We start from the raw sequence: 12423 nt of genomic DNA, 5'->3' as shown, positions 1-12423 counted from the left end.
GTTTGTAGCAAGTTTTTCCTTACTGTGCTAATAAGCATGTAAACAGAAAGAGGGCCTTATGAACCAAACGTCATGTTTTTTTATTTTTGCAGTAACGGTCTTTGGTGCAAGGCCTACATTTTCTACAGCGTGAATAGGATAGAAGTGAATTCCGAAACGGGGATATGAGGTTCATTGGGGAAAGGGCCGCAGGATGCCGCTACACACACAATGAACCCGGATACTCCATCAGGAGTCCGGGCTCATTGTGTGTATATATAGAGAAGATCTTAAAGGCGGCTAGTGCCAATTACATCGATCTTCCCCTGCGTCCCATAAATAGTGAAACAATGAAGAGAACCAGGAAGATATAGAACAGTACTTTTGCGATGCCTACAGCGGCAGCTACAACATTGAAGAATCCGAAAATACCGGCGATTAAAGCAATAACAAGCAGAATTACCGACCATTTCAACATGATGTGTCATCCTTTCGGTGTGTAGGTTGTAGTCGAATGTAGTCATTGTTTAAACGGGGAGTTTTGATTTGAAACAAACAAGGAGGGGGGATTTGACATTTGTTTCGGGCTATTCACGTAAGGGTAACTATGCAGTAATAAGGCAGAGCAAGCAGACATTCAACGATTTGGAAGGGGTTTTGGAAATGATTATTGATCTTAGCGTCGCACTCGTGGCGATTGCATTCGCCGTACTAGTCTTCTTTTTAATTAAAACCTTGAAATCAGCGAAGGAATCCCTCGATAAGGTCAGCCAGACTCTGCAAGAAGTGCAGAAAACGATTGACGAACTTACTTATGAAGTGAAAACCACAGTCAGACACGCGAACGATATTACCGCAGATGTTCAGAGTAAAATTCAAAAGATTGATCCGATTGTCGATTCCGTGAAAAACCTCGGAGATGTCATGAATGAACTGACACTGACTATGAAACAGGTATCGGTAACCGTAATTGAGAAGTACCGCAAGTCGCGTGAACTAAAGGAGAAGGCTAAGGCTGTATCGATAGAAAGAACCCCACTTAGTCCTGCAGAAGAACGTACCGTGGAATCATACGATAGTGCAAATGCCAAGAAGTCTCCTGGTAAAATTGCTATGGCGCTAAAAGGCGTAGACACAGCCGCTACCATTTGGCAGAAATTCCGTCACTAATTCATAAGACTAAGAACACGCAGCCGGGCGGCCATACCAAGCAGCAGAACATGAAAGGCGGGATGTTCAATGAACGTTATCCTTCTTTTGCTAAGTCTCCTGTCTCCCTATTTATCTGTATCTCCACAGAAGGAGTCTGTTCCTGCCGCTTGGTTGTACCCGCAGTCGCCGGTAGTTCTCGCCACTCAGCACCATATAAATGCCAACCCTTCGATCACTGCCTTTGATTCCCTGGCCGGGGTGCCCTTGTATATGCCAGAAGAGGAACTGATGCGGGTTAAAGGCCCGCCGCTCGCTGTTACCCCTGATCCTTGGCAGGGATGTGAGGAGTACCATTATACGGATATGTCCGCCGGAATTTGTGATGGGGCTGTTCTATATGTGCATGTCACTCCGGCCGAAGCGGGGCAATACGGACTGTACCTGAATGGACAGCAGATTGATCCGCAGAAGAATAATCTGCCTGAACTCCTGGGCTCTCCGGATTTTGTTGCTGAAGACGGTGATGTATATATGAGAGGAAGCACCGCACTCAAAATTTACCGTAATTCGCAGACAGGTGAATGGAACGGTATTGATTTGTTTGACGGGAATTCTTCTTGAGGCGTTTCAAACGCGTGGAAAGATGGTTAATGAAAGTCAGTCATCTTTTTAGCGTTGCCCTCTTATATAATACAAGGAGCGTGATTTCATGGATTCAATCCGTACGCAGGCTTATGCCAAGCTGCTTGAGAATGGTATTCAGGCGATAGAAGAAGTGAATCGGCTGCGCGATAGTGGTTACACTAGAGATGACATTTATGTGATCAGCCATAATGCGGATCGCGAGGGCCGAATTGTGGATGCGGCAGACACGAATGAAGTTGGTTTACACGAAGAGGGGCTGTTCGGCTCCATTGCCAACATGTTTCGTTCACGCGGTGATGCACTCCGCAACAAAATTACTTCACTAGGTTTCAGTGCAGCAGAAGCTGGCTTTTACGAGAAAGAGCTTGATACGGGCAAGGTTCTTGTTATCGCCAAAAAAAACCTGCATTAATTCGATGGCATTCACATGGAGAGACCTATAGTCCAATAGCGTAACCTCCAGTCCCACTGCAAGTGGTGGGGCTGGAGGTTACTTTGTTGAACACAAATACACTGATGTATCCAATATCTTGCTTTATGGAAACTGGACTTTTAAATATCGTATGATAGACTTGAATATTTCTGGATTTTACGGTTGAAACATTATTCGTGCGGGGTGAAGAAGATTGAGAATTTTAATCGTAGACGACAATCCGACTAACGTAATCATTATCCGTGAAATTCTAAAAAAAGAAGATTACCGGAACTTTATAACTGCAGCTTCGGCCAAAGAGATGCTGCAACTGCTGGGGATCGGCACAGGGACTGAAGACAAGCGGCCGAGGCAATCGGATATTGACCTGATCCTGCTGGATATGATGATGCCGGAGATGGATGGAATTGAGGCCTGCCGGGTAGTCCAGCAATATGAGCATCTGAGAGATATACCGATTATTATGGTTACTGCCGTCGGCGACTCCAAGAAATTGGCAGAGGCGCTCGATGCGGGTGCTGTGGATTATGTGACCAAGCCCATTAACAAGGTTGAACTAATGGCACGTATCCGGCTGGCACTCCGCTTAAAACGTGAAAAGGATTGGCATGTGGAGCGGGACCAGCGGATACAGGATGAGCTGAAGCTGGCTGCTTTGGTGCAAAATGCAGTCCTGAGTCTGCCGATCAAGGAGGAGGCTTTTGAAGTTCATGCTCTTTACCAGCCCTCAGCAGAGCTTGCAGGTGACTTGTATGCCTGGTACCCGCTTGAAGACGGCCGGTATGGCGTTATTCTGCTGGATATGATGGGGCATGGTATTTCCTCGTCCCTATTCTGCATGTTCCTGGCCTCTGTACTCAAGGATACCGTAACGACGTATGTGCAGCCGGAGAAAGTTATTCAAGAGCTGAACCGGCGATTTAACCAGCTGTATATCGAGAAACAGCTGGTACAGTATTATTTTACGGCGATTTATCTGGTCATAGATACCCGGATGAAACGCATTGATTACGTGAACGCAGGACACCCGCCGGGGCTTTTCTTCGAGGGCGGGTCCCTAAGTCCTGTTTTGCTGGAGAGCAACTGTCATCCGGTTGGCCTATTTGACAGCATTGATATTGAGCCGCAAACGCTGACCTTTGAGGATGAAGGCCACTTGGTGCTCTATACCGACGGATTGCTCGAAATGTCAGAGGGCGGACAGGAAGAACAGCTGGACTTTATGGTTGGTTATTTGAACGGAGGGCATGAGTGGCACGAGCAGCTGATGCGCGCCTCCTTCTTCCATGACGTTCCTGATCAGGAACGTGATGATGACAAATGCCTGGTATGGATTTCGCTGAAGAAAGGAACAGATCCGGAATGAAAATAAAGGCTAAACTGCTGATCGGCTTCAGCGCAATGCTGGCCATTATGCTTTTGTTAACCTTCATTGGATACGACCGGCTTAATAATATGAGCAGCCAGCTGGACAGCTTTCAGGACAGGTACAGCAAGGGCCGCTCATCCTCCGGACTCCGGGGTGAAGTGAACGACATGGCGCGTATACTGACGACCTCCATGCTCAATGCCGACAAACTCTCGGTCGGTTCCCAAAAAAGCGAGCTTGATGTTAAAGTCAAAAAAGCCGAAGGGTACCTCCAGAATATAGAAGATTCGATGGAAACAACAGAAGAAATGCAGCTGCTGAAGCGGATTCAATCAGCTTATTCGGGCTATATCAATTATCAGAACAAAGTGCTTGATATGCTCTCTGCGGGCTATTTTCAGAATGCCAACGCCTACCGGAATGCAGAAGGGCAGAACATTCAGGAAGAGGTGCTGAACAGCCTGAATGCCCTGTCGGATTATAACGCATTCAGAATGACGAAGGAGAATACCAACGCTAAGCATGCTTATGAGAGCTCCATCCAGATGGTGACCTTAATTATGGTTATAGGGCTGCTGTTAGGGCTTGGGGTTATTTTATGGGTGATTCCGAGCATTACACGAGGGCTTAATGTCGTTTCCATGATGATTAAGAGCTTCGGCAACGGCAAAATGAGGGCTATCCGCCGAATCAGGGTTACCTCCAAAGATGAGATTGGGGATGTCGCCCGGGTATTTCAGAACATGGCCAAAGATCTTGAACAGAAGCAGGAGATGGAGAAGGCCTATGCACAGGCGCAGAGCGATCAGGCTTGGCTGAACGCAAATATTGCCCGTGTAACAGATCTTCTGCGTGGAGTGAATTCGCTGGAACAGGTGTCCCAGACCTTCATTGGTGAGTTCACCCCGGTGCTTGGTGCACAATATGGGGCGATTTACCTGAAGGATCAGAACAATCCTAATCTGCTTGTCAGCAGCGCATCTTATGCGGGAGAGGGCAGTGCCAAACTCAAAGCAAGCTTTGAAATGGGTCAAGGACTTGTGGGGCAAAGCGCGCTGGATAAAACTCCAATCAAGCTTATAGAGGCACCGGAGGACTATATTTCTGTCACATCCGGTTTTGGGGGTTCACACCCGGATCATATTCTCATCTATCCTGTCCTCTTCGAAGATGAATTGATGGGGGTTCTTGAATTTGCTTCCTTTACGCCATTTAGCGTCCTGCAGAATGAATTGCTGCATCAGCTTGCAATCAGCATGGGTGTGATTCTAAATAATATCAGCCGCCGGCTTGTGGTGGAAGAGTTGCTCCGGGAGTCTCAGGCGCTTACTGAAGAATTGCAATGCCAGTCGGAGGAGCTGCAGACACAGCAGGAAGAGCTCCGCCGCTCCAATGAGAATCTGGAAGAGCAGACGGATGCGCTTAGACGCTCTGAAGAATTACTGCAGCGGCAGCAGGAAGAACTGGAGCATTACAATACCGAGTTGATCGCTAAGACCCGTGCATTGGAGGACCAGGTGCAGGAGGTGGAGGAGAAGAAGGATGAAATCGAGCATGCCCGCAGCCAGTTGGAGAAGCAGGCGATGCAGCTTGCCGTGACCAGCAAATATAAATCCGAGTTCCTGGCCAATATGTCGCATGAGCTGCGCACTCCACTCAACAGTCTGCTGATTCTATCCCAGCTGCTTACAGAGAATAAGGACGGGAATTTGACGGAGAAGCAGGTGGAATTTGCGCATACGATTTATATGTCTGGCGCAGATCTGCTTAAGATGATTGATGAGATTCTTGATCTGTCCAAAGTGGACGCCGGCAAAATGGAGCTGAATTATGAAGAAATACCTCTAACCGAGCTGAAAACCTTCGTGAAGCAGAATTTTGCACCGCAGGCTGTGAAAAAAGGATTGTCTTTGCGCCTTTTGTTCGATGAGCCGTTGCCGGATTCGCTCTTCACGGACGGTCACCGGCTGAAACAAATCCTGCGGAATCTGCTGTCCAACGCCTTTAAGTTCACGAGTGAGGGCTTTGTGGAATTTGCGGTAAGCGCCGCTGATAAGGAGCATCTGCCCGCCTTCCTTCCGCATGAGTTCGAATATATTGCGATATCTGTGAAGGACAGCGGGATTGGGATTCCTGCAGACAAGACAGACATTGTCTTTGAAGCGTTCCAGCAGGTGGATGGAACAACCAGCCGCAAATATGGCGGTACCGGACTGGGACTATCGATTAGCCGGGAACTTGCACGGCTTATGGGTGGAGCCATTGGACTGGAATCACGCGAGGGTCAAGGCAGTATCTTCACCTTGTACTTGCCGGTCAAAGGTCATTACAGCCTCCTTCCTGGAGTGCTGGAGGCAGCAGCCTCCCGTGAGCGTGAGGTTTCGGTGATATCTGAATATAACGGCAGCGTGTACCACACAGAACGTACAGGAGACGCTCCACCTGCGCCTATGGAGCCTATTATCATGGAGGATGACCGTGATCATTTATCTTCCAAGGATAAGATTCTGCTGATTATTGAAGATGATGAGAAATTCGCCAAGATTCTGCTTGATATGGCCCGGAGCCGTGGTTTCAAGGGTCTGGTAGCCCTTCAGGGAGATATTGGACTGAATATAGCCCAAACGTATCTGCCGGATGCTATTATCCTGGATATTCAGCTTCCAGTTCTGGATGGCTGGTCGATTCTGCGGGAGCTCAAGGGCTCCTCACAGACCCGTCATATTCCTGTTCATGTGATTTCTGTAAATGATGAAGTGAAGCAGGGACTGATGATGGGGGCAATGGCCTACTTAAGAAAGCCATCCTCCCGAGAAGCGCTGGACCGTGCATTTTCTCAAATTGAGAACTATACAGCCAGTACCCTAAAGCATTTGCTGATTGTAGAGGATGACGCTACTCAGCGACGCTCCATCATGGAGCTCATCGGGCATGATGATGTGGCCATCACTGCAGTTTCCACTGGACATGAAGCGCTGAGCGAGCTTCGCAAGCAAAGATATGACTGTATGGTTCTCGATCTGATGCTGGACGATATGACCGGTTTCGAGCTGCTGGACCAGATCCGTGATGATGAAGATCTAAATGATCTGCCGATTATTATCTATACCGGCAAGGACCTGGACAGTAAGGAAGAAACAAAGCTGCGCAAGTATGCAGAATCTATTATTATTAAGGATGTGCGTTCACCGGAAAGACTGTTGGATGAAACCACATTGTTCCTGCATCGGGTGGAAGCCAATCTTCCAGAAGACAAGCGTAAAATCCTGCAAAAGCTGCACAATAAAGAAGAACTGTTCGACGGTAAAAAAATATTGCTGGTTGATGATGATATCCGCAATGTATTCGCCCTTTCCAGTGTGCTGGAAGGGTATCATATGGAAGTTAAGTTCGCAGAGAACGGCCGTGAGGCGCTGGACATGCTGGTGGAACAGGAGGATTTTGATCTGGTGCTGATGGATATGATGATGCCGGAAATGGACGGATATGAGGCCATGCGCCGGATCAGACAGATGCCGCAATATCAGAAATTGCCCATTATAGCGCTTACTGCCAAGGCAATGAAAGAGGACCGGGCCAAGTGTATAGAAGCCGGCGCCTCTGATTATATGAAGAAACCTATCAGTACTGAGCAGCTTCTTTCTCTAATGCGTGTGTGGTTGTATTCGTAAGCCCGCTTTTGGGGTAATAGGATTACAGTACTAAATTACAACCCATCCGGAGATACGTTAGGTGCAAGGGAGCCTTGATAATAATGACAGCTATGGAAAGCGGGTATGAAGAGCAATCTGCCCAGACCGGGATCAAACAGGAGCTTGAGCAGATTGAAATTGAACTGCTTCTTAGCGGTGTACACCGCCTTTACGGATATGATTTCAGGAATTATGCGCTGCCTTCCCTGAAGCGGCGGATCTGGCATCATGTGCATGCGGAGAATGTACCCAGCATTTCAGCCCTGCAGGAGAAGGTACTGCATAACCGGGACTGTTTTGAACGGTTTGTATACAGCTTGTCCATTCCGGTAACGGAGATGTTTCGGGATCCCGGCCTCTTCCTGACCTTCCGTCAGAAGGTAATCCCGCTGCTTCGGACCTATCCCTACATTCGAATCTGGCATGCCGGGTGCTCCACCGGAGAAGAAGTGTATTCCATGGCCATCCTCCTGCATGAGGAAGGGCTGTACGACAAGGCGCGCATTTATGCCACGGACATGAACGCACGCTCCCTGCAGCAGGCCAAAGAAGGGGTATACGAGATCAGTAAGATGAAGCAGTATACCAAGAATTACATGGAAGCGGGTGGAACCCGTGCATTCTCCGAATATTATACAGCGAAATATAATTCTGTGATTCTGCAGCCTTATTTGCGCAAAAATGTTATTTTTGCAGAGCATAATCTGGCTACAGATACATCTTTTAATGAGTTCAATGTAATATTCTGCCGGAATGTCATGATCTACTTCAACGACGAACTCAGGGATCATGTGCATGGCTTGTTCCATGAAAGCCTAAGCCGTTTCGGAGTCCTGGTACTGGGTTCCAAAGAGTCTATACATTTTACCAGGTTCAGCGACAGTTATGAGCCCTTGGACAGAGTGGAAAAAATATACCGCAAGAATAAATAGCGGGTGAGGAGGGGCCAATGGGGGTTCAAGAACCGATTCATATACTGCTTGTCGATGACCGTCCTGAGAATCTGCTGGCACTGGAAGCAGTGCTTGAAAGCCAGCATTATAAGCTTGTCAAAGCGAATTCCGGTGAAGAAGCACTGCGGTGTTTATTAAGATATGAATTTGCAGTGATTGTACTGGACGTACAGATGCCGGGTATGGATGGAATTGAAACCGCCAAATTGATCAAAGCCAGAGAGAAGACAAAGGATATTCCGATTATTTTCATCTCAGCCAACAGCAAAGAGGCGGAGCATTTGTTTGCGGGATATTCGGCTGGTGCGATTGATTATATGGTCAAGCCCTTCATCCCCCAAATTCTGAAGTCCAAAATCGAAGGCTTCGTCGATATGTACCTTACGACCAAAAAACATCAGATGCAGACCATGCTGCTGCAGCAAAAGACGCAAGAGCTGGAGAGAATTAACGGGGAACTGACCAAAGCCAAGGAAGAGGCGGAGATTGCCGCCAAAGCCAAGACGGAATTCCTGGCTATGATGAGCCATGAGATCCGCACGCCGATGAACGGTGTAGTGGGCATGATTGACCTGCTCATGGAGACGGAGCTAGCTCCAGACCAGAAAGAGTATACGGAGATCATCCGCAAAAGTGCCGATACACTCATTACCGTCATTAACGATATTCTTGATTTTACCAAGATGGAATCAGGAAAAATGGAAATGGAAGAACAGTTATTTGAGCTACAGACCACCATTCAGGAGGTATTTAGCTTATTTTCTGCGGAAGCTGGCAAAAAAAATCTCGAACTGGCCTATTTTATTGACCAAAAGCTGCCTAGGCTGATTTACGGGGACATGGCCCGTTTGCGTCAGGTATTGATCAATTTAGTCGCGAATGCCGTTAAATTTACCAATCAAGGCGGTGTTTACCTTGTAGCCTCCAGCGTGACTACGGAAGATAATAAGATGACTGTGGAATTCACCATTAAGGATACAGGTATTGGGATTTCTCCGGAAAAATGTGACCGGCTGTTTCAGCCGTTTTCTCAGTTGGATTCCTCTATGACCCGCAAATACGGCGGAACAGGCCTGGGATTGGCTATATGCAAATCCCTGGTTGGAATGATGGGCGGTGAAATCCGCGTGGAATCCATGGAGGAAAAAGGGGCGACCTTTGTATTTACAATTAAGACTACAGTGCCGGATGATGAACTTGGAAGAACCTTTCAGGAAGAGGAGCAACCTGCTGCAGAAACCGGTCAACGTTGGCGGAAAAAGATCCTTGTAGTGGATGATCATCCGATCAACCAGCGCCTGATGGTAAGTATGCTGGACAAGCTGGGCTATGACTCCACAGTTGCCCAGGATGGGCATCAAGCAGTGGAACTGTCTCTCCGCGAGGATTATGATTTCATATTTATGGACCTGCAAATGCCTGTTATGGACGGATTGACGGCTACCTCCAGAATCCGGCAGGGCACTGGACATAATGCCACCCATGCCGTCATTATTGCGATGACAGCGAATGTAATGGAAGGGGTCCAGAACCGCTGTTCTGCCGCTGGAATGGATGGGTATATCAGCAAGCCGCTGAAAATGAGCAGTTTGAAACAAATTATTTCACGTTATGCCTCCGGTGACAATCCGGCAGAGCAACGGAATACATCTCTTTTCAAGGCATAATCCATTAAGTACCATTGTGTGAATGTGGCGTTTTTTGTTTCAAGCGTATAGCTTTAGGGTTATTGGTAAAGAAAACATTTATCAGGAGAGATTGTCTATGAATACAAATAAAAGCGAAAAGTTCCATGCAAGAACCGAAACAGAAGGCAATGTATGCACGGTTTACTTAGTTGGCGAGCTCGATTTGTCGGTAGCTCCCGATTTTCGTCTGGTGATGGAACCACTCGTAGGGGATACTGGGCTTGACCTTGTGATTAATCTGAAGGAATTAAGATATATCGACAGCACAGGCATTGGCATTCTGCTCTCGATTCTCAAAGCAAGACATGGAATGGACGTTAAGTTTTCAGTTGAGGAAGTTCCGCCGCAAATACAGAAGCTATTTGATATGACAGGAATCTCCAAGTTTTTTGCCCCCCAAGAGAATTCCCACTAGGAAAGGATCGAACTAAGGATGAGTGATGACGTGCAAAAAGTAGTTCTTCAGTTACCCGCAAGTGCAGAATATGTCGATATCGTCAGACTGAATTTATATGGCATCGCCTCCAAAATGGGCTTTACTTACGAAGACATTGAGGATATGAAAGTGGCTGTGTCGGAAGCATGTAACAATTCCGTTCTTTACGCTTACGGGCAGGAAGACGGGATGGTTGATGTGATCTTTGAAGTTGGAACACGAGCCTTGTCCATCACCGTCAAAGATGAGGGGGAGAGCTTTGATGGATTGGAAGAGTCCGAAGAACGCATGACGCTCCATGACAAAGAGCTGAATGATGTTCAGGTAGGCGGGCTGGGATTTTATTTAATGCAAGCGCTCATGGATGACGTTAGCGTAGTGAGCGAAGCAGGGAGAGGGACAGTCGTCACCCTGACTAAGCGGCTTAATTTCAGCGAGGAGAAAGTATGAACGAAAAAGTGACTCCCCCCGAGTCCATGAACGAAGCGGTAAGTCTGATCTGGGAATACCAGCAGACCAAAGATAATGAAATTGCAACGGTTTTGATCCGGAAATATGAACCGATGGTGAAGATGGCTGCCGGTAAAATTGCCCGCAACCGTCCAGATCTGTACGAAGACTTGTATCAGGTAGGACAAATGGCTCTGATTAGGCTGCTGCAGCAATATGACATCAGTCTGGGAATTCCTTTTGAACCGTATGCCATGAAAAGCATGATCGGGCACATGAAAAATTACCTGCGCGATAAATCCTGGTACATACAGGTTCCTAGAAGGATCAAAGAAAAAGGTGCCCTTGTCCAGCAGGCCATTGATGAGCTAACCATCAGATTGGAACGTTCTCCTGCCGTAGAGGAAATAGCTCATTATCTTGATCTTACCGTAGAAGAAACTGTGGAAGTACTGGCCGGTCGAGAGTGCTACCATTACGTATCCCTGGATTCGCCTCTATCCCAAGAGGAGACAGGTGCTACACTTGGTGAGCTTATCAGCTCTGAAGCCAATGATTATGAGACCGTAGAGAAACGCATGGATTTGCAGCAGGCCCTCGGCCAGCTTAAGGAACAGGAGCAACAGGTGTTGCTGCTGGCTTTCCAGGACGGGCAATCCCAACGTGCCATCGCCCAGAAGCTTGGAGTGTCGCAAATGAGCGTATCACGGATTCAGAAACGGGCTACAGAAAAGCTGAAGCAGATTATGGCGAATTCATCCTATTAATATAAATTAGGGTTATAACAAAATGGACATGCTGTTCCGATGTAAAAAAGTCTGAAAATAGTAAAAGATGTTAGAAAGTGGAAAAAAGTTGGATAGTAGTAAAGAATATGGGAAAGCAAAGATTTAGTGCTAAACAATTTATCTATAGAGCATAAACTTACTCCAAAAAAACAGTCCCGATGATGATTAAATATATCGGGATTGTTTTATTTTTTGATGAGAAGGTGGAGTGTTTTGACACTTGGAGAAAAAATAAAAAGCATCCGTAAAATAAATAAATTTAATCAAAGTGATTTTTCAAAAAAAATTGGTATTTCACAAGGAACATTAAGTGAGTTAGAAACAGATAAATATCTTCCGTCACTTGAAACGATTTTATCATTAAAGTCCATATTCGAAGTCGATCTAGAGTGGCTTTTATCTGATACAACTAATAGGCAGCATAACGATGTGTTTATGTCGCGATTAGCTGATTATGAATTAGACCTGATCACGTATTACAGAAAGCTAAGCGAAAAAGACAAGCAAGAAATCATTCAAATAATAAAGATAAAAATTAACTCCGATTAAAATAGCTTGCCTAATGGGAGGATAGCAACTTTACTATAAAACAATAGTAGCTGGCAGAGAATCGCTTGCCGCTGTTCTCCTTTATGGGAAGATTAGCTTAAAATCAATGCTCTTTTTGTTTAAAACTAAGTAAGCACTTCAGAACAAGGAGGAAACTTAAATGTGGGTTCGAAACATGTTTACAGGTCCGGGAGGCGGAGCATTCACAGGTCCCGGAGGCGGTATGTTCACAGGACCTGATTCAAATCCATACAGAGCCATCCACCCGCCATGGCCAATATTTGTTATC

Annotated in this window: 12 protein-coding genes; 11 read left to right on the top strand and 1 reads right to left on the bottom strand. The window is 46.6% G+C overall.

Translation table 11 applies throughout. From position 1 onward, the window contains the following. Positions 1–289: 289 nt before the first annotated feature. Positions 290–457 carry a DUF1328 domain-containing protein gene (locus ACTJKB_RS27195; RefSeq protein WP_025709419.1) on the bottom strand — a complete coding sequence of 56 codons (168 nt, stop codon included), beginning with the start codon at positions 455–457 and terminating at the stop codon, positions 290–292. A 185-nt stretch (positions 458–642) separates the two neighbouring features. Between ACTJKB_RS27195 and ACTJKB_RS27190 the strand changes: the two genes are divergently transcribed. From ACTJKB_RS27190 to ACTJKB_RS27140, 11 genes are all read left to right on the top strand, one after another. Further along, positions 643–1149 carry a DUF948 domain-containing protein gene (locus ACTJKB_RS27190; RefSeq protein ID WP_440837524.1) on the top strand — a complete coding sequence of 169 codons (507 nt, stop codon included), beginning with the start codon at positions 643–645 and terminating at the stop codon, positions 1147–1149. Between the two features lie 69 nt (positions 1150–1218). Beyond that, positions 1219–1752 carry a hypothetical protein gene (locus ACTJKB_RS27185; protein ID WP_440837451.1) on the top strand — a complete coding sequence of 178 codons (534 nt, stop codon included), beginning with the start codon at positions 1219–1221 and terminating at the stop codon, positions 1750–1752. Between the two features lie 88 nt (positions 1753–1840). Further along, the gene (locus ACTJKB_RS27180) at positions 1841–2188 is read left to right on the top strand and encodes a general stress protein (RefSeq protein ID WP_074103525.1); all 348 of its coding nucleotides are present in this window, start codon (positions 1841–1843) and stop codon (positions 2186–2188) included. Between the two features lie 214 nt (positions 2189–2402). Then, entirely contained in the window at positions 2403–3575 is a 1173-nt protein-coding gene (locus tag ACTJKB_RS27175) for a SpoIIE family protein phosphatase (protein ID WP_440837450.1), read from the top strand. Next, positions 3572–7249 (top strand): response regulator, encoded by a 3678-nt coding sequence (locus tag ACTJKB_RS27170; protein ID WP_440837449.1) that lies wholly within the window; start codon positions 3572–3574, stop codon positions 7247–7249. The genes ACTJKB_RS27175 and ACTJKB_RS27170 overlap by 4 nt, the downstream gene beginning before the upstream one ends. An 83-nt stretch (positions 7250–7332) precedes the next feature. Then, the gene (locus tag ACTJKB_RS27165; protein WP_440837448.1) at positions 7333–8202 is read left to right on the top strand and encodes a CheR family methyltransferase; all 870 of its coding nucleotides are present in this window, start codon (positions 7333–7335) and stop codon (positions 8200–8202) included. A gap of 17 nt (positions 8203–8219) precedes the next feature. Next, on the top strand, positions 8220–9890 hold the full coding sequence (locus ACTJKB_RS27160; RefSeq protein ID WP_440837447.1) for a response regulator: 1671 nt from the start codon (positions 8220–8222) through the stop codon (positions 9888–9890). Between the two features lie 97 nt (positions 9891–9987). Next, a complete protein-coding gene (locus ACTJKB_RS27155; RefSeq protein WP_074084981.1) occupies positions 9988–10326 on the top strand; it encodes an STAS domain-containing protein in 339 nt (112 codons plus the stop codon). Between the two features lie 18 nt (positions 10327–10344). Further along, the gene (gene rsbW / locus ACTJKB_RS27150) at positions 10345–10797 is read left to right on the top strand and encodes an anti-sigma B factor RsbW (protein WP_074084980.1); all 453 of its coding nucleotides are present in this window, start codon (positions 10345–10347) and stop codon (positions 10795–10797) included. Continuing rightward, entirely contained in the window at positions 10794–11564 is a 771-nt protein-coding gene (locus tag ACTJKB_RS27145) for a sigma-70 family RNA polymerase sigma factor (RefSeq protein ID WP_074113073.1), read from the top strand. The genes rsbW and ACTJKB_RS27145 overlap by 4 nt, the downstream gene beginning before the upstream one ends. A gap of 234 nt (positions 11565–11798) precedes the next feature. Further along, the gene (locus ACTJKB_RS27140; RefSeq protein WP_440837446.1) at positions 11799–12134 is read left to right on the top strand and encodes a helix-turn-helix transcriptional regulator; all 336 of its coding nucleotides are present in this window, start codon (positions 11799–11801) and stop codon (positions 12132–12134) included. Positions 12135–12423: the final 289 nt, after the last annotated feature.

The sequence above is a fragment of the Paenibacillus sp. 22594 genome (genome assembly GCF_052044425.1).
GTDB lineage: Bacteria > Bacillota > Bacilli > Paenibacillales > Paenibacillaceae > Paenibacillus_AQ.
Note: the sequence above shows the minus strand (reverse complement) of the source record. Positions and strands in the feature narration are given on the sequence as shown.